19 protein-coding genes are annotated in these 22074 nt (G+C 69.2%); 10 read left to right on the top strand and 9 right to left on the bottom strand.

Features of this window, described 5'->3' with window-relative positions; translation table 11 throughout:
• The first annotated feature begins 211 nt into the window (after window positions 1-211).
• Entirely contained in the window at window positions 212-913 is a 702-nt protein-coding gene (locus E3T22_RS02550; RefSeq protein WP_088457383.1) for a TetR/AcrR family transcriptional regulator, read from the top strand.
• A 144-nt stretch (window positions 914-1057) separates the two neighbouring features.
• Here E3T22_RS02550 and E3T22_RS02545 read toward each other — a convergent pair whose 3' ends face one another.
• Together E3T22_RS02545 and purD are read right to left on the bottom strand one after the other, a co-directional pair.
• Window positions 1058-1957 carry a phosphoribosylaminoimidazolesuccinocarboxamide synthase gene (locus E3T22_RS02545; protein ID WP_088457382.1) on the bottom strand — a complete coding sequence of 300 codons (900 nt, stop codon included), beginning with the start codon at window positions 1955-1957 and terminating at the stop codon, window positions 1058-1060.
• Window positions 1957-3225 (bottom strand): phosphoribosylamine--glycine ligase, encoded by a 1269-nt coding sequence (gene purD / locus E3T22_RS02540; RefSeq protein WP_134480221.1) that lies wholly within the window; start codon window positions 3223-3225, stop codon window positions 1957-1959. Before purD ends, E3T22_RS02545 begins: the two co-directional genes overlap by 1 nt.
• Window positions 3226-3313: 88 nt before the next feature.
• Here purD and E3T22_RS02535 point away from each other — a divergent pair, with 88 nt between their 5' ends.
• Entirely contained in the window at window positions 3314-3676 is a 363-nt protein-coding gene (locus E3T22_RS02535) for a sterol carrier family protein (RefSeq protein ID WP_103459378.1), read from the top strand.
• Window positions 3677-3772: 96 nt separating this feature from the next.
• Here the strand turns inward: E3T22_RS02535 and E3T22_RS02530 are convergent, their stop codons facing one another.
• Window positions 3773-4720 (bottom strand): ribokinase, encoded by a 948-nt coding sequence (locus tag E3T22_RS02530; protein ID WP_240632276.1) that lies wholly within the window; start codon window positions 4718-4720, stop codon window positions 3773-3775.
• A 39-nt stretch (window positions 4721-4759) separates the two neighbouring features.
• On the opposite strand from E3T22_RS02530, the gene E3T22_RS02525 reads away from it, so the two are divergent.
• The 3 genes from E3T22_RS02525 to purM are packed head-to-tail and all read left to right on the top strand — an operon-like array spanning window position 4760 to window position 7929.
• Complete coding sequence (locus E3T22_RS02525) at window positions 4760-5221, top strand: hypothetical protein (RefSeq protein WP_088457379.1); 462 nt, start codon at window positions 4760-4762, stop codon at window positions 5219-5221.
• Between the two features lie 15 nt (window positions 5222-5236).
• The gene (gene purF / locus E3T22_RS02520) at window positions 5237-6829 is read left to right on the top strand and encodes an amidophosphoribosyltransferase (protein ID WP_088457378.1); all 1593 of its coding nucleotides are present in this window, start codon (window positions 5237-5239) and stop codon (window positions 6827-6829) included.
• Window positions 6826-7929: a phosphoribosylformylglycinamidine cyclo-ligase gene (gene purM, locus E3T22_RS02515; RefSeq protein ID WP_088457377.1), complete on the top strand. Its 1104-nt coding sequence runs from the start codon at window positions 6826-6828 to the stop codon at window positions 7927-7929. Before purF ends, purM begins: the two co-directional genes overlap by 4 nt.
• Before the next feature lie 155 nt (window positions 7930-8084).
• Here purM and E3T22_RS02510 read toward each other — a convergent pair whose 3' ends face one another.
• A complete protein-coding gene (locus E3T22_RS02510; RefSeq protein WP_088457376.1) occupies window positions 8085-8324 on the bottom strand; it encodes a DUF3073 domain-containing protein in 240 nt (79 codons plus the stop codon).
• A 151-nt stretch (window positions 8325-8475) separates the two neighbouring features.
• Between E3T22_RS02510 and E3T22_RS02505 the strand changes: the two genes are divergently transcribed.
• Window positions 8476-9561 carry an NAD(P)-binding domain-containing protein gene (locus E3T22_RS02505; protein ID WP_134480220.1) on the top strand — a complete coding sequence of 362 codons (1086 nt, stop codon included), beginning with the start codon at window positions 8476-8478 and terminating at the stop codon, window positions 9559-9561.
• Between the two features lie 7 nt (window positions 9562-9568).
• Here the strand turns inward: E3T22_RS02505 and E3T22_RS02500 are convergent, their stop codons facing one another.
• The 4 genes from E3T22_RS02500 to E3T22_RS02485 form a co-directional block, all read right to left on the bottom strand.
• Window positions 9569-11722 carry an APC family permease gene (locus E3T22_RS02500; protein WP_174776242.1) on the bottom strand — a complete coding sequence of 718 codons (2154 nt, stop codon included), beginning with the start codon at window positions 11720-11722 and terminating at the stop codon, window positions 9569-9571.
• A 194-nt stretch (window positions 11723-11916) separates the two neighbouring features.
• Window positions 11917-12522, bottom strand: coding sequence for a PadR family transcriptional regulator (locus E3T22_RS02495; RefSeq protein WP_088457374.1), 606 nt, complete (start codon window positions 12520-12522; stop codon window positions 11917-11919).
• Window positions 12519-13391, bottom strand: a complete 873-nt coding sequence (locus tag E3T22_RS02490; protein WP_103478554.1) for a DUF4097 family beta strand repeat-containing protein — start codon at window positions 13389-13391, stop codon at window positions 12519-12521. Before E3T22_RS02490 ends, E3T22_RS02495 begins: the two co-directional genes overlap by 4 nt.
• A gap of 117 nt (window positions 13392-13508) precedes the next feature.
• Window positions 13509-14348, bottom strand: coding sequence for a CPBP family intramembrane glutamic endopeptidase (locus E3T22_RS02485; RefSeq protein ID WP_240632515.1), 840 nt, complete (start codon window positions 14346-14348; stop codon window positions 13509-13511).
• Between the two features lie 103 nt (window positions 14349-14451).
• Here E3T22_RS02485 and E3T22_RS02480 point away from each other — a divergent pair, with 103 nt between their 5' ends.
• Both E3T22_RS02480 and E3T22_RS02475 read left to right on the top strand, forming a co-directional pair.
• Window positions 14452-15666 (top strand): M20/M25/M40 family metallo-hydrolase, encoded by a 1215-nt coding sequence (locus tag E3T22_RS02480; protein WP_134480218.1) that lies wholly within the window; start codon window positions 14452-14454, stop codon window positions 15664-15666.
• 80 nt (window positions 15667-15746) lie between these two features.
• On the top strand, window positions 15747-16502 hold the full coding sequence (locus tag E3T22_RS02475) for a MerR family transcriptional regulator (protein WP_134480216.1): 756 nt from the start codon (window positions 15747-15749) through the stop codon (window positions 16500-16502).
• A gap of 79 nt (window positions 16503-16581) precedes the next feature.
• Here E3T22_RS02475 and E3T22_RS02470 read toward each other — a convergent pair whose 3' ends face one another.
• A complete protein-coding gene (locus tag E3T22_RS02470) occupies window positions 16582-17196 on the bottom strand; it encodes a YitT family protein (RefSeq protein ID WP_088457370.1) in 615 nt (204 codons plus the stop codon).
• 63 nt (window positions 17197-17259) lie between these two features.
• Between E3T22_RS02470 and E3T22_RS02465 the strand changes: the two genes are divergently transcribed.
• Window positions 17260-18711 (top strand): PLP-dependent aminotransferase family protein, encoded by a 1452-nt coding sequence (locus tag E3T22_RS02465; RefSeq protein WP_134409370.1) that lies wholly within the window; start codon window positions 17260-17262, stop codon window positions 18709-18711.
• Between the two features lie 72 nt (window positions 18712-18783).
• Window positions 18784-22074: an efflux RND transporter permease subunit gene (locus E3T22_RS02460; protein ID WP_134480214.1), complete on the top strand. Its 3291-nt coding sequence runs from the start codon at window positions 18784-18786 to the stop codon at window positions 22072-22074.

Genomic DNA, 22074 nt, shown 5'->3' with positions numbered 1-22074 from the left:
TGTGTTCTTTCGCATACCAATCACGCTAGGAGCCCGGCGCGCGCACCACATCGGCCCACGGTCCACAGTTCGTGGCGGGCGCGCGGTACCCCAGTACTGGGTGCAGCCGGGCGGGCGGACCCGCCAGGCCGCTGGGCGCCGCCCCGCCCGCCCGGGTTGCGGGGAGGCTTCCCTCCGCGACCTCGCAGGAAGGGGATCTAGAATCGACCCCATGACTACCTCTGCCCGGCCCCCGCAGGACGCGTCCCAACCGCGGCGCCGCGACGCCCGGCAGAACCGGGAACGTCTCATCGACGAAGCCCGCAGCATGATCGCCGAGCACGGCGTCGACGCCTCGCTCGAAGAGATCGCCCGCCGCGCCGATGTGGGCGTTGCCACCCTCTACCGCAACTTTCCCACCCGCGACGACCTGGTCAGGGCCCTGTACGACATCGCCCTCGCCGAACTGTTCGCCGTGCGCGGTGAGATCGAGGCGGCACCGTCGGCCTGGGCGGGTGTGGTGCTCTACACCGAGCGCCTCGCCGAATGGCTGGTGGCCGACCCGTCGCTGCCGCCGATCCTCAAGCGGATGGCGACCATCGATCCCACGGCCCGGCCTTCTGTTGAGCTCGAGAGCTTCATCGCCGCCCTCGTGCTGCAGGCCAAGAAAGACGGCGAGTTGCGCCCGGATGTCGACTCGATGGACCTGGCCGTGCTCGTCACCATGATCGGGTCGCTGGGCACCCTCGGCGGTGGTTACACCGGCCAGTGGCGCCGGCAGCTCTCCCTCGTTCTCGACGGGCTGCGGATGCCGGAGAAGCCCCGACCCAAGCTGCCCGGGCGACCGCTGAGCGTCAAGGAGTTCCAGGCCACGGTGCACGGCCTCACCCGCCGCGCCAAACGCGCCGCCCGAGGCTCCCGCTCCGCTACCTGATCCACCCGCCCCGGTCGGGCCCATGCCCACTTGTGGCACGTGTTGGTGCCCGCGGCAGGTGTAGTGCCCCGCGGCCCGTGTCTCAACCCGTGCCGCCGCAGACAACCCGTGCCGCCGGATCGACGGAGTGCTGCGAGGCCCCCGCTACGCGGCGGTCAGCAGCCCGAGCAGCTCCCGGTACCGGGCCGCGGTCTGCGCCACGATCTCGGCGGGCAGCTCCGGCGGGGTGCCGGTCTGGTCCCAGTTCGCGGCCAACCAGTCGCGCACGATCTGCTTGTCGAAGCTGGCCATGCGCTCACTGGGGGTGGCACCGTCCAGCCATCGCGCCGCATCCCAGTACCGGCTGGAGTCGCTGGTGAGCACCTCGTCGCCGAGAGTCAGCAGACCGGTGGCGCGGTCGGCGCCGAACTCGAACTTGGTGTCGGCCAGGATCACGCCGGCGGTTTCCGCGATCACGGAGGCCCGGTTGAAGATCTCCAGCGATGCGTCCCGCAGCGCCGCGGCCACGTCGGCGCCCACGAGTTCCACGGTGCGCTCGAACGAGATGTTCTCGTCGTGCTCGCCCATCGGGGCCTTCCACGCCGGCGTATAGATCGGTTCGGGCAGCCTGTCGCCGTTCTGCAGGCCGTCGGGCAGCGGGATGCCGCAGACAGTCTGGCTGGCGACGTACTCGAGCCAGCCGGAGCCGGTGAGGTAGCCGCGCACGACGCACTCGATCGGGTACATGTCCAGGGTCTTGCAGAGCATCGCCCGGCCGGCGACGGCGGCGGGGATCAGGCTCGACGCATCAACCCGGTGGTCGGGTACGAGGTGGTTGGGCACACCGTCGAGCTGGTCGAACCACCACAGGCTCAGGGTGGTGAGCAGTTCGCCCTTGCCGGGGATGCCCGGTTCGAGGACGTGGTCGAACGCGCTCACCCGGTCGCTGGCCACGACGAGGACCCGGTCGGCGTCGGCCAGGCCGGTCGCACCGTCCGGTACGTACAGGTCGCGCACCTTGCCCGAGTAGACGTGCTGCCAGCCCGCCAGGGCCAGAGCGGCCATTAGTTCGCGACCTTGGCGGCGATGTCTCCGCGGTGCTGAGAACCCTCGAGCCCGATCAACCCGACGGCCTCGTAGGCACGCGCGCGGGCCTCGGTGAAGTCGGCGCCAACGGCCACGACGCTGAGCACCCGGCCGCCGGTGGCGACCAGCGCCGAACCGGCCAGGGCGGTCGCGGCGTGCGCGATGCTCACACCGGTCACGGTCGCGGCCTCGGCCAGCCCGGTGATCACGCGTCCGGTCACGGGGGTCTCCGGGTAGTTCTCGCTGGCGATCACCACGGTCACGGCGGCGTCGGTGGAGAACTCCGGGCGGGGCAGCCCGGCCAGTTCTCCGGTCGAGGCGGCCAGCAGCAGGCCGGACAGCGGCGTCACCAGGCGCGGCAGCACCACCTGGGTCTCCGGGTCGCCGAAGCGTGCGTTGAATTCGATTACCCGGATGCCGGCATCCGTGAGAATCAGCCCGCAGTAGAGCAGCCCGATGAACGGGGTGTCCTCGGCGGCGAGCCGGCGCACGGTGGGCAGCGCGATCGTCTTGATGACCTCGTCGACGAAAGCGGTCTCGCTGCCGAAGCCGGCATCGAGCCAGGGCAGAGGCGAGTAGGCGCCCATGCCGCCGGTGTTGGGGCCCTCGTCATTGTCGGCGAGGCGCTTGTAGTCCTGGGCGGGGGAGAGCGGCAGCACGGTGTGGCCGTCGCTGAGGAAGAAGAGGGACACCTCCTGGCCGGAGAGGAACTCTTCGACGAGCACGGCGCCGTGCTGCAACCAACGCACCGCGTGGGCGAGGGCGTCATCACGGTCGGTGGTGACGAGCACACCCTTGCCGGCGGCCAGGCCGTCGGCCTTCACCACGTAGGGAGCGCCGTACTCGTCGAGGGCGCCCTGCGCCTCGGCGAGGTTGCCCGCGCGCACGGCGCGGCCGGTGGGCACGCCGGCCTCGTCCATGATGCGCTTGGCGAAGGTCTTGCTGCCCTCGAGGGCGGCGGCGGCCTGGCCCGGGCCGAACACGGGGATACCGCGGGTGCGCAGGGCGTCGGCGACGCCGGCCACCAGCGGTGCCTCGGGCCCCACCACGACGAGGTCGATGTTGTGTTCCTGCGCGAAGTTCGTCACCACGTCTGAGTCGGTGGGATCAAGATCGACCACGGGTACGTCGGCGGCGATGCCGGCGTTGCCGGGGGCGGCGATCACGTGGGGTCGCGGCTCCTCACGCAGGAGGGCAGTGACGATGGCGTGCTCGCGGGCACCGGAACCGAGGACCAATATTCTCACCGGATCAGGCTACCCGGCGAACACGGTCGTGCGCACCCGAGCGCCTGCGGGGCGTCGCAGAACCGTCAGGAGGCGGCAGACTGGGAGCATGGCACGCGCGAGGATCGATGACGGGTTGGGCAGAACCGCCGTGAAGGCGTACCTGGCCGACGAAGCGGGCGCGACCCGCGACACCCGAGCGCTCGCCGTGCGGTACACCCTGCAACTCCTCGCCGAGCAGGCCGAGGGCAACACCGTCGAGGTGCGGGTTCCCCCGTTCGGCGCCACCCAGTGCATCGCCGGCCCCCGGCACACCCGCGGCACCCCGCCCAACGTCGTCGAAACGGATGTCGCCACCTGGCTCGGCCTCGCCACCGGCACCCTGGCCTGGAGCGACGGTCTCGCCTCCGGCCGCATCCACGCCTCCGGGCAGCGCGCCGACCTCAGCGCGGAGCTGCCGCTGTACCCCTAGCCGCACCCTGTGCCCCGGTTCTGTTCCCCGTGCGGACACCTGCGTCCGGTGCACCGGGCGCAGAGGTCCGGATCGGCAACAGTTGCGGTGCGCGGCTCAGGCCAGGACGGCGCTGACCTCGGCCCGCGACGGCATCGAGCTGGTGGCGCCGTGCCTGGTCACCGAGATCGACGACGCCACGGTGGCCCAGCGCACGGCGTCGATCATCCGCTCCTCGGTGATGCCGGCGGCGGACACGGCGCCGGGCGACTGCACCGCAGCCAGTCGCGCCACCAGCGCGCCCACGAAGGTGTCGCCCGCGGCGGTCGTGTCCACGGCCGTGACCGGTCGGGCGGGTGCCAGCCCCAACACCGTGCCGTCGTAGGCGACGATGCATCCTTCGGCGCCGAGGGTCACGATCGCCCAGGTGCGGGCGTTACTGAGCACCTCGGCGGCGCGGGCCGGATCGCTCTCACCGGTGAGTTCGGCGGCCTCGATCTGGTTGGGCACGACCAGGTCCACCGACGCCAGGAAACCCGCCGGCAACTCAACGACGGGCGCGGGGGTGAGCACCGTGAAGACGCCGTTCGCCCGGGCGATCGTGATGGCCGCCGCCAGCGCCGCCACCGGAAGTTCGCACTGCATCACCAGGAACGAGGCCCGCTGAATCGTCGATTCCTGCTCCGCGGTCAGCGCGGTCACCGTGGCGTTGGCGCCGGACACCACGACGATCGAGTTCTCGCCGGAGTCCACGACAGAGATGTGCGCGGTGCCCGTCGGCGCCGATACCTCGGCCAGGCCGACCGCACCGATGCCCTCGCCGGCCACGAGGTCCCGCAGCTCGCGGCCGTAGCCGTCCGCGCCGATGGCGCCGATGAAATCGATGTCGCCGCCCTGCCGGGCCGCGGCCACGGCCTGGTTCAGGCCCTTGCCGCCGGGCACGGTGCTGAAGCCGGTGCCGAACATCGTCTCGCCGGGCTTCGGTAGGCGGGGCTGGCGCACCACGAGGTCCATGTTGGCGCTGCCGAGCACGGCGATCCGGTTGGTCCTGCTGAAATCGTTCACCGGCCCAGTCTGACGGATGCCGCGTGCGACAATAGAAGCGTGAGCTCCGCAGATCAGCACGACGACGCCGAGACGCGACAGCCCGGCAGCGTTCAGCCAGCCGCGATCCGGCCCGGCCCTGCCGTCGTCGCCGGAACCCCGGCACCCGTCGAACCCACCGAGACCGTCGTGTCGGAGGACACTCTCGTTGTGCGTCGGTCGCCCAGGTACACCAGCTTCATGATCGTCGGCGCCGTCGTCGGCGCCCTCCTGGCCCTGCTGCTCACCGTGATCTATCCGCGGAACGCCGACTTCGATCCGGCCCAGGTCTTCGGATTCCTGCTGCTGGGCGGCGTCGCGATCGGTGTCGCGGTCAGCTGCCTCGTCGCCATGGTGCTCGATCGAATCGTCGGTCGCTCCTCAACCACGGTCGTCGTCGATAGACTTGACGCGAACTCAACACGCGCCTTCGAGAATGCGGATCCTGGATCCGACCCCCAACCTTCCAACGAGAATTCCTAGTAAAGGGGCTGCGGCTTGCCCGGTGGCGACGGACGACTGAATCATGATCTTCTTCCTGGCGAGAAGGGTCCGCAGGATGCCTGTGGAGTCTTCGGCGTCTGGGCTCCGGGCGAAGAGGTAGCCAAGCTCAGCTACTTCGGCCTGTACGCCCTGCAGCACCGCGGCCAGGAATCGGCGGGTATCGCGACCAGCGACGGCTCGAAGATCCTCATCTACAAGGACATGGGCCTGGTCTCCCAGGTCTTCAACGAGGCCTCGCTCAGCACCCTGCTCGGCCATCTCGCGGTGGGGCACACCCGCTACTCCACGACCGGGTCGTCGAGCTGGCAGAACGCCCAGCCCACCCTCGGCCGCACCGCAGCCGGCACCGTCGCGCTCGGCCACAACGGCAACCTCACCAACACCGCCGAGCTCCTCGAGCTGGTGCGCGAGCGCTACCCCAAGGTTGACGGCGAACTGGCCCGCGGCAACACCACCGACACGGCGGTGATCACCGCCCTGCTCACCGGCGACCTCGACCACACCCTCGAAACCACCGCCATGGAGGTGCTCCCGCGCCTGCGCGGCGCCTTCTGCCTGGTCTTCATGGACGAAACCACCCTCTACGCCGCCCGCGACCCGCAGGGCGTGCGCCCGCTGGTGCTCGGCCGGCTCGAGCGCGGCTGGGTCGTCGCCTCCGAAACCGCCGCCCTCGACATCGTCGGCGCCAGCTTCGTGCGGGAGGTCGAACCCGGAGAGCTGATCACCATCGACGAGGACGGCCTGCGCAGCCAGCGATTCGCCCAGGTCAAGCGCGCCGGATGCGTGTTCGAGTACGTCTACCTCGCCCGGCCCGACACCACCATCGCCGGCCGCGGCGTGCACGAAGCCCGCGTCGAGATGGGCCGCCAGCTCGCCGCCGAGTATCCCGTCGAAGCCGACCTCGTCATCCCCACCCCCGAGTCCGGCACCCCCGCGGCAATCGGCTACGCCCAGGCATCCGGCATACCGTTCGGCCAGGGCCTGGTCAAGAACACCTACGTGGGGCGCACCTTCATCCAGCCGTCGGAAACCATCCGCCAGCGCGGCATCAAGCTCAAGCTCAACCCGCTCAAGGCCGTGATCAAGGGCAAGCGGTTGATCGTCGTCGACGACTCCATCGTGCGCGGCAACACCCAGCGCGCCCTGGTCAGCATGCTCCGCGAGGCCGGCGCCGCCGAGGTGCACGTGCGCATCTCCAGCCCGCCGATCACCTGGCCGTGCTTCTACGGCATCGACTTCGCCTCCCGTGCGGAACTCATCGCCACCGGCCTCGGCGTCGATGAGGTGCGGCAGGCCATCGGTGCCGACTCGCTCGGCTACCTCTCGGAGGACGGCATGATCGCCGCCACCGAGCAGCCGCGAGAGAGCCTGTGCACAGCCTGCTTCACCGGCGTGTACCCGATCAAGCTGCCCGAGACCCAGCACCTGGGCAAGAACCTCCTCGAGCGCGACTTCTCCACCTCCGACGGATGCGATCCAGGTCCCGACGCCGAGTTCGAGAGCGTGCTCACCCCTGACCCGGAGCGAGCCACCGTGCTCATCGAACACGGTCAGGTCCCGTTCGGCGATCCCGGAAGACCAGAATGAGCAACGCAAGCTACGCCGCCGCCGGAGTCGACACCCATGCGGGTGACCTCGCGGTGTCCCTGATGAAAACCGCCGTCTCGGCCACCCACGGTCCAGAGGTGCTCGGCGGCTTCGGCGGTTTCGCCGGTCTCTACGACGTGTCGTTCCTCACCGGCTTCACGCGCCCGCTGCTGGCCACCTCGACGGATGGCGTCGGCACCAAGGTCGCCATCGCCCAGGCGCTCGACAAGCACGACACCATCGGCCAGGACCTGGTGGGCATGGTCGTCGACGACATCATCGTCGTCGGCGCACGCCCCCTGTTCATGACCGACTACATCGCCTGCGGCAAGGTCGTCCCCGAGCGCATCGCGTCCATCGTCGAGGGCATCGCCAGGGCCTGCGCCGCCACCGGCACCGCCCTCGTCGGCGGGGAGACCGCCGAACACCCGGGCCTGCTCGGACCCGACGACTACGACGTGGCGGGAGCCGCGACGGGTGTCGTCGAGGCCGACCAGGTTCTCGGCGCCGAGCGCGTGCAGTCGGGCGACGTCGTCATCGCGATGGCCTCCTCAGGTCTGCACTCCAACGGTTTCTCCCTGGTGCGGCACATCCTCGCCCAGCGCGGCATCGGCTACACCGACACCTCCGCCGAGCTCGGCGGGGTCGTCGGTGAGGCGCTGCTCGAGCCCACCCGGCTCTACACCGGCCCGCTGCTCAGCGTGCTTTCCGACCCCGAACTGGCCGGCGTTGTGCACTCGCTCAGCCACGTCACCGGTGGCGGCATCGCCGCCAACCTGGCCCGGGTGCTGCCCGTGGGCAGCTGGGTCGAGGTCGACAGGTCCACCTGGTCACCTCCTGCGGTCTTCAGGGTGCTCGGCGACATGGCCGGCTCCACGCTGGAGAGCGCAGAAGGCACCTGGAACCTCGGCGTGGGCATGTTCGCCGTCGTCGCGGCACACGCCGCGTCATCCGTGATCGCCCGCCTGCAAAACGAAGGCATCCCGTCCTGGGTCGCCGGCCGAGTCTCGATGGCGCCGCACGACCTCACCGGCTTCGAGCAGGGAGCCAAGGGCGTCAACGGCGGGGCCGTTCGCCTGGTCGGCGGCTACGCCGCCTGACCCCGTCTCACCCGGCCACCGGGCGCGACAACGGACCGCCCCGAGGAAACTGCCTGGGGGCGGAACCGACGCTGAGAGTTGCCCGGGAAGCGGTCGACGGGCGCGCCAACACGACAGCCGCGCACGAGAACGTGCGCGGCTGATCGAGAAACGGGCTAGGCGCGCTTCTTCTCGTCTTCGGTGTCGTAGTGGTCGACATAGTCGTCCGACTCGTCTGACGTCGTCTTGTTCGCTTCGTACTCCGGCCACTTGGCCAGGTCCTCGTCGAGCCGCGGGTCGGTCACCGGATGCCCGGTGAGCTCGCGTTCGAGCGCGTTGTAGTTGGTGTCCGGGCTGAAGTACTTCAGCTCGCGGGCAACCTTGGTGTGCTTTGCTTTTTGACGGCCGCGCCCCATGCGTGACCCCCTAACGATGCCAGGCCGGGTGAGTGATGAGTCACCCGGGAGTTGCCGAACGGAATAGTGAAATCTAGCCGCTAGTTTAGCATGGTGGGCCTCTCGCCCCGATGCCGCGGCTCTGCGGTCAGAACCCCAGGGAAGAGGACGCATGGTGAACGCCACGGCTGTGCCGGTGGTGATCATCGGTTCCGGCCAGGCCGGACTCTCCGTGGCGTACCACCTCAAGCGGTTCGGGCTCACGGCGGGGCGTGATTTCGTGATCTTCGACCGCGGTGCGGATGCCGGTGGCGCCTGGCAATACCGCTGGGAGTCCCTGCGCCTCGGCGCTGCTCACAGGGTCAACGACCTCCCCGGCCTGAACGAGCTCGGCCTGAGCTTCGAGAACGCCGACCGTTCCCGGCCCGCGCGGGACGTGGTGAGCGAGTACTACCGACGCTTCGAGGAGCATTTTGAACTCAACGTCGTGCGCCCGGTCTCGGTTCAATCGGTGTTCAACCGACGAGCCGACCTCGTCGTGCGCACAACGTCCCCGGTCTACGGCGAGCGGGAGACCCTCGCCGGCTTGCTCGTCAATGCCACCGGCACCTGGGGCGCACCGTTTGTGCCGCACTACCCGGGCGCCGGGCGGTTCGCCGGCCGCCAGCTGCACACCGCGGGCTTCAGGGATGCCGCCAAATTCGCCGGTCAGCGGGTCGTTGTGGTCGGTGGCGGCACCTCCGCGATCGGCTTCATGCTCGAGTTGGAGGGTGTCGCGGCGAGCCTGACCTGGGCCTCGCGTCGCCCGATCGATTGGGTGCACACCGAGCATCTTGATCTCGAGGGGGCATCGGCCGCGGTGGCCATGCAGGACGACGCCGCCCGCAACGGTCGCGCGCTGCCGAGCATCGTCAGCGGCACCGGCGTACCGGTCAGCCGACGCATCCAGGGCGGTATCGACAGGGGCACCCTGGTGGCGCGGCCGATGTTCGTCGGCCTGGAGCCGACCGGGGTGCGGTGGGCCGACGGCTCCGTCACCGAAGCGGACGCGATCATCTGGGCCACCGGGTTCCGGCCGGAGCTGCGCCACCTGGCACCGCTCAAGCTGCGCGATCAGGCGGGCGGGCTCGTGGTCGGCGCCGGCTCCTCCTGGACGGACCCGCGGATCTTCCTGGCCGGCTACGGGCCACAGGCCAGCACCATCGGCGCCCGACGGGCCGGCCGGACCATCGCTCGGCAGGTCTTCGCCCTGCTCTGACGCGTGCTTACTTGCGCTTGCGCCGGTTCGGGTTGACCGGCCGGGGCCGCGGTTTCATGGGCGGGCTGGCCGGGCTCGACTTGGGGCCGATATCCTCTGTCTGCACTGCGACGCTCGTCGTGTCCATGCCCGCCGGAGCGAGGGGCTTACGCGGGATCGGGTGCGAGCGCACGGGCTCACCGCGACGCTCCTGGCCGGGGATCGGTCGGGACCTGCGCCCGTAGATGAGCTCAGAGGAGTCCAGCAGCCACGGCACCAGCGCTATGGTCACGCCGTGCACGAGCATCAGCTTCTGGCGCAGTCGGCGGGCCTTGTGGTTGTGCAGCAGCGACTCCCACCAGTGCCCGACGATGTAGATCGGCGTGTACACGGTGACAACCTCGGAGCCGTACTCCTCGCGGCGGTCCTTGATGTAACAGATCAGCGGCCAGCTGATGTCGCGGTACGGCGACGCCACGATGTTCAGCGGCACCTGGATGTTCTGCTTGGCCCAGTCGATGATGAGGTCCTCGGTCTCCTCCTCGTCGATCGACACGTGCACGGCCTCCAGGCTCACGTGCCTGGCCGCGATGGCGTAGTCGAGGGCCTTGAGCACGGGCTTCTGCATCTTGCCCACGAGCACGATGGCGTGGTCGCCCTGCGAACCGAACGTTGTGATCGGGTCGACCTCGATCTCCTTGGCCACGTCGCGGTAGTACCGGTTCACGCCGATCATCAGCACGAACAGGATCGGCATCATCAGGAACACCAGCCAGGCGCCATGGGTGAACTTGGTGATCGTGACGACGATCAGCACCACGCCGGTGAGCGCGGCCCCGAAACCGTTGATCGAGAGGCTCCGGATGATCGAACCCCGGTTGGGCGGATCCGTCTTCAACAGGGTCAGCCAGTGCTTCACCATGCCGGTCTGGCCGATGGTGAACGACACGAAAACGCCGATGATGTAGAGCTGGATCAGCACCGTGAGGTTGGCCTGGTAGATCACGATGATCACGATGGCGGCCAGAGCGAGCAGCACAACGCCGTTCGAGTAGATCAGTCGGTCGCCGCGGGTGCTCAGCGACTTGGGTGCGTAGGAGTCGCGGGCCAGCACGCTGCCGAGCAGCGGGAACCCGTTGAAGGCCGTGTTCGCGGCCAGCAGCAGGATCAGGGCCGTTGCGCCCTGCAGGATGAAGAACATCAGCGAGTTGTTACCGAAGGTGGCCGCAGCGATCTGGGCGATCAGGCTGCGCTGGGGCTGGGTCTCGCACTCCGCCCAGCCGATCAGGTCGCAGGGGTTCTCCGCGTAGTGCACCTTGGAGAACAGCGCCAGCGCGGTGAGCCCCACGAACAGCACAATGGCGATGCCGCCCATCAGGGTCAGGGTGATCTGGGCGTTCTTGATCTTGGGGCGCTTGAAGGCCGGCACGCCGTTGGCGATGGCTTCTACGCCGGTCAGGGCGCTACATCCGCTGGCGAAGGAGCGCAGAAGTAGCAGGATGAACGCCGTCTGGGCGAGGTTGTGGGCCTCCACCTCGAATCCCGCCGACTCCGCGACCGGCGCGTCGCCCAGGGCCACACGGCCCAGGCCGACGACGATCATCAGCAGCACGCTGCCGATGAACAGGTAGGTGGGCAGAGCGAAGGCCTTGCTCGACTCGGCGACTCCCCGCAGGTTGACGGCGGCGAGCACGATGACAAAAAGCACTGCCAGTTCCACCCGTAGTGGTGCCAGCCCGGGCAGCGCCGAGATGATGTTGTCCACGCCGCTGGACACCGAGACCACGACGGTCATCACGTAGTCCACGAGCAGGGCGGATGCGACGACGAGGCCGGCCTTCTCGCCGAGGTTCTTGGAGGCGACTTCGTAGTCGCCACCACCGTTGGGATAGGCCTTGATGAGTTGCCGGTAGGAGGCCACCACCACCACCAGGAGCAGCACGACCACGGCCGCGACCCAGGGTGCGAAGCTCAGGAAGGCGAGCCCGCCGAGGGTCAGGATCATCAGCAGTTCCTGCGGAGCGTACGCGACGCTGGACAGCGGGTCGCTGGCGAAAATCGGCAGCGCCAGGTGCTTCGGAAGCAGCTGCCCGTCCAGGTGTTCGCTGGCGAGCGGTTCGCCGATTATCCACCGTTTCGGTGATCGGGCTTCGGGTGCTGGGGGGTTCCCCTCTGGTGTCACGAGGGACGACACTACTCCGATGCACCTCGCTGTCAAGTTGTCGGCACATTGACAGGATCAGCCGGGCGTTTTCGCAGCTGAAGTCCGGTCGTTCGTTCGCATCGTTCCGGCTGATGGGCCCGTAGTTCCGCACGCTGTGCCTGGAGAGTCCGGGCCTCCACCGTGCGTCCGGACTCTCCCAGCTGCCGCGCAGGTTACCGCGTGAGCGAGTCGCGGATGCTGGCGCGCACGGCGTCGAGCTGGCGCCGCAGTTCCGGCACGGTGTCGACCGGCATCGTCGAACGGTAGGCCTGGCGGCGCAGGTCGGCGCGCACCTGCTGCCGGAACTCGTTGAGCACCATGTCGGCCTCCCTCAGCGCCAGGTTCGCGTCGCCGGTGGGGCGGGCGTCCGCCGTGGACTTTGTCGGCTCTGGCGGCTTCTGGCGGGCGGCCGAGGCCAGGTCGGCGCGCAGGCTCTTCATGGCCTCGGTGACCCCCGTACGAACCTCGTCGGCGAGGCGACGCACCGAGTCGGTGACCTCGCTCTCGATATTGGCCAGGTCGTCGGCGCGGGCGGCGAGCTCGGCGCGGCCGGCGTCGGTGATCTCGTATACGGTCTTGCGGTCGCCGGCCGTCTTGGTGACCAGTCCCTCCTCCTCAAGCTTTGCCAGGCGCGGGTAGATGGTCCCGGCGCTCGGGCTGTAGGTGCCGCCGAAGCGGTCGCTCAGTGCCTGGATGAGCTCGTAACCGTGCCGAGGACGCTCGGCAAGCAGGCTCAGCAGGTAGAGGCGCAGGCTGCCGTGGGCGAAGATCGGGGTCATGATGACGCTCCGTCACCCGCGGTCTCGGTGCTGCCGGCCGTGCTGCCCGCGTCGTTGACGCCGGCGCCGTGGCGGCGGATGACCGAGATGTTTCCGGATACCGAGTTCGCGCGCAGGTCGAGCCAGGCACCGTCGAGGTTGCCGGTGCTGCCGTCGTACCCCTTGCCGAGGGTGCCGCGGATGGTCTGGTTGTCCAGCTGCAGGGTGCCGGAGACGGTGTTGATCTTGTAGCGGGTCGGCACGTCGGCGCCGATGCGCACGGTCAGGCTGCCGCTGACGAGGTTGGTGGAGACCTGGTCTGGTACGCCGTCGATATCGAGGAAGACAGCGCTCGTGACGCCGTCGACGGTGAACCGGCCGATGTCGCCGCTCGCGGTGACGTCGCCGGATACAGTGTGCGCCACGATGTTGCCGGTGTGATTGCGAACCGACATCTCCCCGTTCACGCCGTTGAGCTCGAGGTCGCCGATGATGTCGTCGACCACGAGGTCGCCGGAGACCGTGCTGAGCTTGGCGTCATTGCGCAGCCCCGTTACGAGGGCGTCAGCCGTGACGACGCCGAATTTCATGGCGACATCGCGGGGGACGGTGATGCTCACCTCGGCCTTGGCGCTGCCGCGGAAGGAGGCGAACACGTCGATGAAGTTGTCCCAGCGCAGCTGGGGGTGATCGATCTCGAGGGTGTCATCGACCACCGAGATCTTGAGGTCTTTGCCCGAGACGCTGTGCACCTCGATGCGCGCGCCCGGTTCGTCGCTGCCGATCACGTCCACTTTTCCACCGATCAGGCCCACTTTGAGCGAGCGAACCAGCTCAACATCGATGACCTTCGTCTGCCCGGGGGCGACGAGCCATTTTTCCTGCGTCATAGTCTTCTCCTTCGCGATATATCGCGTTCAATGCATCTCAAGATATATCGCGTCTTGACTCCCGGCAAGGCCCTCACGGCAAACCCGAAGGTAGTCCGGTCAGCCCGGTCAGCCCGGTCAGTAGGGGAAGATCGTCAGCCAGTCGCGGTTGTGGGCGTGCACCAGCACGAGGAACACCGCGAGGTCGAAGAGCAGGTGCACGCAGACCACGTAGGTCAGCGATTTCGTGATCGAGAAGGTGTAGCCCTGCAGCAGGGCGAAAGGGATCGTCAGCAGCGGCCCCCAGCTGCGGTAGCCGAGTTCCCACAGGAACGAGACGAAGATCACCATCTGCAGGAGGTTCGCCGTCCAGAAGGAGAAGTGCCGCCTGAACAGGGCGAACACCGTGCAGATGAAGAACAGTTCGTCCCAGATGCCCACGAATCCCACGCCAACGAAGAGCCGGCCGAGCTCGTCGGGCGCGCTGATGCTCGGCCAATTCAAGTAGGCGCCGGAGCGGATGAAGTAGCTCGGCAGAATGAGGTACCCCAGCAGCAGCACACCCACCAGGTACCAGCGTTCCAGAGTGGTCCAGCGCTGCCCGGTCTTGATCGGGAACCAGACCTGGCGGTCCCCGAAGGCGCGCCGTGAGATGAGGTACGGCACGGCCACCGCGGCCGAGAGCACCACCCCCATCAGTGCCATGTTGGAATAACTGATGTCGGCCTCGACCGAGATGGTGCTGATGATCAGGAGCCCGACCGCTATGAGGAGCAGGTCGCGGAACAGCGCCCGGTCCACCAGCACGGCCACGAGCAGGGCCGCCGCGAGCGTGGCGTAGCCGGGCAGCGGCATCCGCAGTGCGAACAACAGCACCGCCGAGGTCGAAATCAGTGCCGCCGCCAGCAGGCGAAGCGGCGCGTTCGCGGATGCCCGCTCCGGCGTCGCCGGAGCATCCACGGCGGCTTCGTCTCCCATCATGCAATTCTGGCCGAAACCACCGCCAGGGTAAACAGTGCTCCGCCGGGCCGCCGGGGGAGGCCCCCTGCCGGACCGGGCCATCGGGCACTAGGTTCGGTGAATGGCGACGAACCCTTCTCACGAGCCGGGCCCGACCGGCGCCCTCGAACCCGGCTCACTCGAGCCTGGTGACAACGGTCACCTGGATCCCGTCGTGCTGGCCGCCCGCCTCATCGCAATCGATTCCACCAACCCCGACCTCTGCCCGGACGGCGCCGGCGAGGCCGAGATCGCCGACTGGTGCGCCCAGTGGCTGGCCGCGCGAGGTTTCGAGGTGCATCGGCTGGAGGAACGCACCGGCCGGCCGTCCATCGTCGGCATCAAGCGCGGCACCGGCGAGGGTGCCTCCCTGATGCTCAACGCCCACCTCGACACTGTCGGGGTCGACGGCTACGAGGGCGACCCGTTCTCCGGCGCCCGGCACTCCGACCGGGTGCACGGTCGCGGTGCCTTCGATACCAAGGGAGGCCTGGCCGCCGTCCTGGTCGCCGCGCACCGGGCCACCCTCACGCCGCTGGCCGGCGATCTGCTGGTGACGCTGGTGGCCGACGAAGAATTCGGCAGCCTGGGCACCGAGGAGGTGCTGCGGCGGTTCACCGCCGACGCGGCCATCGTCGTGGAGCCGAGCGAGCTCAGCCTCACCGTCTGCCACCGTGGTTTCGCCTGGTTCGAGCTCACCCTGCACGGGCGGGCGGCCCACGGGTCGATGCCCGGCCAGGGCGTCGACGCCATCCGGCATGCCGGCCTGGTGCTTCAGGGCCTCGATGAGCTCCGGGCCGGCTTTGAGCAGAAACCCGCGCACCCGCTGCTCGGCCACGGCAGCGTCCGGGTCGCCACGATCACCGGCGGTACGGATGCCGCGACCGTCGCCGCGAGTGCCACCCTCACCATCGAGCGGCGCACGCTGCCCGGCGAGACCCCGGAGCGGATCGAGGCCGAGCTGCGGCGCCTCCTCGATCGCCTGGCCCGTGACACCGCCGACTTCCGCTACGACCTCACCCGTCTCGTCGCCCGCGGCGCATTCGAGGCCGATCCAAACTGGCCCATCGTGCGCCTGCTCGACGAGCAGGCCGAACGGGTGCTCGGCCACGCTGTCGTGCAGAGGGGCGAGCCGTTCTGGACCGACGCCGGCCTGGTCCGGGAGGCCGGCATCCAGTGCCTGCTGTTCGGGGTCGACGGCGCCGGAGCGCACGCCCGTGTCGAGTGGGCCACGGAGTCGTCGATCCATCAGGTCGCCGAGATCCTCGAAGACACCATCGTCGCATTCTGCGGTTGACATTGACGTAGCGTCAAGAATTATCCTGGACGTCGTCGGGCGGCCCGCTCGACGCCGCTACCGAAAGGAGCGCGACACAGGTGGACCACTCGATCCAGGACATCGCCCGGCTGGCCGGAACCACGAGCCGCACCCTGCGCCACTACGGCGCCGAGGGGCTGCTCCCACCGAGCCGGATCGCAGCCAACGGCTACCGCTACTACGACGACCGGGCGCTCGTGCGGCTGCAACGCATCCTGTTGCTGCGCGCGCTGGGCCTCGGGCTGCCGGCGATTCGTGGTGTGCTCGACCGCGAGACCGACGAAGCGGCGGCCCTGCGATCGCACCTCGGCTGGCTCGAGCAGGAACAACACAGGTTGCAGCGTCAGATCCGGTCGGTGCGAACCACCATCACAGCTTTGGAGAGAAAGGACCAGCTCATGGCAGAGGCGATGTTCGACGGCTTCGACCACACCACTCATAGGGAGGAGGTCGAACAGCGCTGGGGAGCCGACGCCTACGCCGGCGGCGACAGGTGGTGGCGGGGCATGAGCCCCGCGCAACGTGCCCAGTGGCAGGCGACGACCGCCGCGCTCCAGGCCGACTGGCAGGAGGCCGCCGCACGACAGGTCGCCCCCGCCGGTGCCGAGGCGCAGGAATTAGCCAGGCGGCATGTGGAGTGGCTCGATGGTGTGCCCGGCATACCGCGAGAGAACGGCCACCCGGCCGCCGCCTACGTGTGCGGGCTCGGCGAGATGTACGTCGCCGACGACAGATTCGCGGCCCACTACGGCGGCCAGGCCGGGGCCGGCTTCGTGCGTGACGCCCTCGCGGCCTACCTGGACCGCACCCTCTAACGAGGCGGCGTCCATCCCGCGAGAGCGGGAAAGTGGTCGCTTCCGCCGGCCGAGGTCGCCACAGGGCCGCTTTCGCGAGCTACGCGGGATCGAACGCGGGGGTCGGCGCCTCACGACGGCTGCGGTCCCTGGCGAACAGAGGCAGCGTCCACTGACAGAGCGGCCCCACCAGGAGGGCGAACAGCACGGTGCCCACCCCGACGTTGCCGCCGAGCACCCAGCCGGTCGCGAGAACCAGCCCCTCGATGCCGGTGCGCACCGTCCAGATCGGCCAGCCGGTGCGGGCGTGCAGCCCGGTCATCAGGCCGTCGCGCGGACCGGGGCCGAGTCCCGCACCGATGTAGATACCCGAGGCGATGGCCAGCAGCAGCAACCCGGCGGCGAACAGCAACACTCGCAGCCACAGGGCGAGGTCTGCCGGCACCAGCCACAGGCCCACATCCGCCGCCGGGCCCACAAGCACAGCGTTCAGGACGGTGCCGATGCCCAACCGCTGCTTGAGCGGGATCCACAGCAGCAACACGATGCCGCTGATGATCGTGGTGATGACTCCGAAACCGAGGTGCAGTTGCCCGTCGATGCCCTGGGTCAGTACGTCCCACGGGGCCACCCCGATCGCGCCGCGCACGATCAACGCGATACCGATCCCATAGAGGAAGAGGCCAATGATGAGCTGAATCACACGACGGGTCATAAGAGTCAATCCAATTGCATCAGCACCCTGTCCTCAAGTAGCCAATTTGCCTAGAGTGGCTTCATGTCGTCGAACCAGCTCACCGCCCGCGGCCTGGAGTCATTGCTGGGCGACTGGCGCACGGCGGGCAGCGCCTACCGGGCGTTGGCCGACCGCATCCGCCTGCTCACCCTCGACGGCCGCATCCCCACCGATAGCCGGCTGCCCGCGGAACGCGACCTCGGCATCAGGCTGGGGCTCAGCCGCACCACGGTCACGGCCGCGTACCGGCAGCTGCGCGAGGCCGGTTATCTGCACAGTGTGCAGGGCTCCGGCAGTGTCGCCCGTCTGCCCGGGGTGACCGTCGTGGCGGATGCCGCGGTGCCGGCCGGCGTGCTAGATCTCGGCCAGGCGGTGCTGCCCGCCTGGCCCGGCCTCGCCGAGGTGGCCGCGCTCGCCGCGGCGGACCTGCCGGCGCACCTGACCGGCTCTGGCTTCGACCCCGTCGGCCTGCCCGAACTGCGCCGGGCCATTGCCGACCGCTACCGGGCCAGGGGGCTGCCCACCGAGCCCGAACAGATCATGGTCACCGTCGGCGCCCAGCACGCCATCGCCCTGCTCGCGCGGGTGCTGATCAGCCGGGGCGACAGGGTCCTCGTCGAGACGCCGACCTACCCGCATGCCTACGAGGCGCTGCGGGCGGCCGGCGGTCGCCTGATGCCGGTGTCAGTCACCGCCGCGCTGCCCGGCGCGGACGCCGGCTGGGACGAGTCGGCGTTGTTGCAGACGATCCAGCGCAGCAATCCGGTGCTCGGCTACCTGATGCCCGACTTCCAGAATCCCACCGGGCAGACCATGCCCGTTGCCCAACGAGAACGGGTGCTGGCCGCGGCTGCCCGGCAGGGCACCGTGCTGATCAGCGACGAAACCATCGGCGAACTCGACATCGACCGGCCGGGGGAGTTCGGCCCGTTCGCCGCCTCGGCCGACCCCGACCGGCCCGACCTCGCCGTCACCGTCGGGTCGGTGGGTAAAACGGTCTGGGGCGGTCTGCGGGTGGGCTGGATCCGGGCCGACCCCGGCCTGATCCGCAAGCTGGCCGCGGCCCGGCTCGCCAACGATCTCGGCACCCCGGTGCTGGAGCAGCTCATCGTCACGCGGCTGCTGCGGGAGCTGCCCGAGATTCTCGAGTCCCGCCGGACGCTGTTGCGGGCGGGGCGGGACCGTCTCGTGACGGGTCTGAGCACGCGGTTTCCCGACTGGCAGGTGCCCCACGTGGACGGCGGCGTCACCCTGTGGGTCAACCTCGGCCGGCCGGTCAGCTCCCAGCTCGCCCTCGCGGCGCGCACCCAGGGGCTGCTGCTGCCGGCCGGCCCGCGCTTCGGCATCGACGGAGCGTTCGAGAGGTTCCTGCGTATCCCGTTCTGCTCCGGTCCCGACGAGATGCCGCGTGCCCTCGACGCCCTCGGGCTGGCCTGGGAGTCGCTGCTGCGGCATCCAATGCCCGACACCGGGTACCTCGCCGATGTGGTCTGACCGTAACCAGACCGTCACATCTCACGGCTGCCGGCCCCGCTGGTGGCTACTGTGCAATGGGATACTGATCGGGTGTATTTTCTCTCGGTCTTGAGCATGAAGAACCGGGCGCTCATCGCGCTCATCACCATCGTCGCGGCCGTTTTCGGCTCCCTCGCGCTGACCAGCCTCAAGCAGGAGCTGATCCCCTCCCTGCAGCTGCCGACGCTGCTGATCTCGACGAGCTACCCGGGTGCCTCGCCCGAGGTGGTCAACGATGACGTGTCCACGCCGATCGAGACCGCCATCCAGGGCATCGAGGGCCTGGAATCCACCTCCACCACCAGCAGCACCAACTCGTCGCTGGTCAACGCCACGTTCACCTACGGCACCGACCTGGTCAAGGCCGAATCCAAGATCAGCCAGGCCGTCAACCGCATCAAGACCACCCTGCCCGCCGACCTCGACCCCCAGGTGATCAGTGGCAGCATCGACGACTTCCCGGTGCTGTCGCTCGCCGTGTCCGGCGGCGACGCCGACACCATCGCCGACCAGCTCACCCGCGGCGTCCTCGGCGACATCCGCGACATCGACGGGGTGCGCGATGCCGCCCTCGTCGGCGACATCGGCCGGCGCGTCACCATCACGCCGGATGCCGCGGCCCTGGCCACGCGCGGCCTCAGCGCGAGCGCCATCCGGGACGCTCTGCAGCAGAACGGGTCGCTCATCCCGGCCGGTTCCCTCACCGAGAACGACACCACCCTGTCTGTGCAGGCCGGCACCAAGCTCGGCTCCGCCGAGGAGATCGCCGCGCTGCCTCTGATCGCCGGCGCCGCAGCCGGCCTGTCGCCCGCGGCGGCCGGACCGGTCTCGATCGGCGACGTCGCCGCTGTCGCGGTGGTCGAGAACCCCGTCACCAGCATCTCCAGGGTCGACGGCGAACCAGCCCTCACCATCTCGGTGACCAAGGTGCCGGCCGCGAACACCGTCGACGTCTCGACCGCCGTGCGCGCCATCCTGCCGCAGCTCGAAGACGCCGTGCCCGGCACCACCATCACCGTGGTCTTCGACCAGGCCCCGTTCATCCAGGAGTCCATCGACGCGCTCACCCAGGAGGGCATCCTCGGCCTGGTCTTCGCGGTCCTGGTGATCCTGGTCTTCCTGTTGTCGGTGCGCGCCACCCTGGTCACCGCGATCTCCATCCCCACCTCGGTGCTCATCACGTTCATCGGCCTGCAGTCGGTGGGCTACTCGCTCAACATCCTCACGCTCGGCGCCCTCACCATCGCGATCGGCCGAGTCGTCGACGACTCCATCGTCGTCATCGAGAACATCAAACGGCACCTGGTCTGGGGCGCCGACCGCGCCGAGACCATCGTGCGCGCGGTCCGAGAAGTGGCCGGCGCCATCACCGCCTCCACCATCACCACCGTCACGGTATTCCTGCCGATCTCGTTCGTCGGCGGCTCCACGGGCGAGCTTTTCCGACCGTTCGCGCTCACGGTCACCATCGCCCTGCTCGCATCGCTGTTGGTCTCACTCACGATCGTTCCGGTGCTGGCCTACTGGTTCCTGCGCGCGCCGAAGCCCGCCGCCGCCGAGCCGTCCCCGGACGGTCAGGCAATCGCCGCGTCCGCCGCCATCAGCGCCGCGCCAGTCACCGCCCCGCCAGTCACAGCCATGCCAGTCGCAGCCGTGCCACTCACAGCCGCTCCGGTCAGCGCCGGGACCGCACCGGCCGCCGTCGCACCGACCACCTCGTCCACGCCGACCACCCGCAACCGGCACGCCGCGCCAGACGCCGACGGCTTCGACGAACGCGATGCCCGCGAACAGCCCAGTCGTCTGCAGCAGGGTTACCTGCCGGTCATCCACTGGACCCTCAGGCACTACGTGGCCACTCTCTTGCTCGCCGCACTGGTCCTGGTCGGCACCGTCGCCATGCTGCCCTTCATGAAGGTCAACTTCCTCGGCTCGACCGGCCAGTCCACCTTCCAGGTCAGCCAGGAGCTTCCGGTGGGCACCAGTCTCGCCGCCCAGGATGCCGCCTCCACCGCGGTCGAAGACACCGTCCGCGCCGTCGACGGGGTGAGCATCGTGCAGGTTTCCATCGGTGGCGGCAGTGCGTTCGCGGCCTTCGCCGGTGGAGGGTCGTCCTCCAGCACCGTCACATACTCGGTGACCACCGACGATTCCGCGGATGCCGACGCGGTCCAGGTCGAGGTGCGCGAGCAGCTCGACACCCTCGACGACGCCGGCGAGATCACGGTCTCGTCCGGGGGCGGCTTCGGCGGCTCGTCGGACATCGAAATCGACATCACGGCGGCGTCCGGCGCCGACCTGCAGACCGCATCCGACGATATTCTCGCGGTCGTCGGCGAGCTCGACTCCCTCACCCAGGCCAGCAGCAACCTCGCCGCCTCCCGCCCGTACGTGGCCGTGACCATCGACCGCAGTGCGGCGGCCGCCGCCGGGCTCAGCGAATTGGCCCTCGGCACGCTGGTGTCACAGGCGATGCAGCCCAGCACGATCGGCTCGATCGTGATCGACGAGGCCACCCTGTCGGTCTACCTGCAGTCGGGCTCGTCCCCGACCACCACGGCGGAGCTCGCCGCCCTGCAGATCCCCACTCTCGCGGGGCTGGTCCCGCTCGACAGCCTGGCCGCCGTGCAGCAGGTCGACGGACCGTCCACCCTCACCACCACCAAGGGGCTGCGCACCGCGACGATCTCGGCCACGCCCAACAGCGACGACCTCGGTACCGCCACCGCCCAGGTCACGACGGCCCTGGCCGACACCGAGCTGCCCACCGGCGCCACGGCGAGTCTCGGCGGCGTCTCGGCCGACCAGACTGACGCGTTCCAGCAGCTGGGCATCGCGATGCTCGTCGCCATCCTGATCGTCTACATCGTCATGGTCGCCACCTTCCGGTCGCTGTTGCAGCCGCTGCTCCTGCTGGTATCGGTGCCGTTCGCGGCGACAGGGGCGATCGCGTTGCAGGTGGTCACGGGCATCCCGCTCGGCGTCGCCTCATTGATCGGCGTGCTGATGCTCATCGGCATCGTCGTGACCAACGCCATCGTGCTCGTCGACCTGGTCAACCAGTACCGGCGCCGGGGGCAGAGCGTCTACGACGCCCTGGTGCACGGCGCGTCTCGCCGGTTGCGGCCGATTCTGATGACGGCGCTCGCCACCATCTTCGCCCTGTTGCCCATGGCCGTCGGGCTCACCGGACACGGCGGCTTCATCTCGCAGCCGCTGGCGCTCGTCGTCATCGGCGGCCTGGTGTCATCGACGGTGCTGACCCTGGTGGTGCTGCCGGTGTTGTACCTGGTGGTCGAGGGCGGCCGGGAGAGCCGTCGGATGCGACGTTCACTGCGCTGA

Source organism: Cryobacterium sp. TMB3-10 (assembly GCF_004402305.1).
In the GTDB taxonomy this organism is placed as follows: Bacteria; Actinomycetota; Actinomycetes; order Actinomycetales; family Microbacteriaceae; genus Cryobacterium; species Cryobacterium zongtaii.
Note: the sequence above shows the minus strand (reverse complement) of the source record. Positions and strands in the feature narration are given on the sequence as shown.

Bases quoted from the DNA above. Each gene is read 5' to 3' on its own strand.
- E3T22_RS02490 (WP_103478554.1), bottom strand. From the start codon at position 13,391: ATGACGCAGGAAAAATGGCTCGTCGCCCCCGGGCAGACGAAGGTCATC.
- E3T22_RS02545 (WP_088457382.1), bottom strand. From the start codon at position 1,957: ATGGCCGCTCTGGCCCTGGCGGGCTGGCAGCACGTCTACTCGGGCAAG.
- E3T22_RS02465 (WP_134409370.1), top strand. From the start codon at position 17,260: ATGTCGTCGAACCAGCTCACCGCCCGCGGCCTGGAGTCATTGCTGGGC.
- E3T22_RS02495 (WP_088457374.1), bottom strand. From the start codon at position 12,522: ATGACCCCGATCTTCGCCCACGGCAGCCTGCGCCTCTACCTGCTGAGC.
- E3T22_RS02480 (WP_134480218.1), top strand. From the start codon at position 14,452: ATGGCGACGAACCCTTCTCACGAGCCGGGCCCGACCGGCGCCCTCGAA.
- E3T22_RS02535 (WP_103459378.1), top strand. From the start codon at position 3,314: ATGGCACGCGCGAGGATCGATGACGGGTTGGGCAGAACCGCCGTGAAG.
- E3T22_RS02505 (WP_134480220.1), top strand. From the start codon at position 8,476: ATGGTGAACGCCACGGCTGTGCCGGTGGTGATCATCGGTTCCGGCCAG.
- E3T22_RS02550 (WP_088457383.1), top strand. From the start codon at position 212: ATGACTACCTCTGCCCGGCCCCCGCAGGACGCGTCCCAACCGCGGCGC.
- E3T22_RS02470 (WP_088457370.1), bottom strand. From the start codon at position 17,196: ATGACCCGTCGTGTGATTCAGCTCATCATTGGCCTCTTCCTCTATGGG.
- E3T22_RS02485 (WP_240632515.1), bottom strand. From the start codon at position 14,348: ATGGGAGACGAAGCCGCCGTGGATGCTCCGGCGACGCCGGAGCGGGCA.
- E3T22_RS02510 (WP_088457376.1), bottom strand. From the start codon at position 8,324: ATGGGGCGCGGCCGTCAAAAAGCAAAGCACACCAAGGTTGCCCGCGAG.
- purM (WP_088457377.1), top strand. From the start codon at position 6,826: ATGAGCAACGCAAGCTACGCCGCCGCCGGAGTCGACACCCATGCGGGT.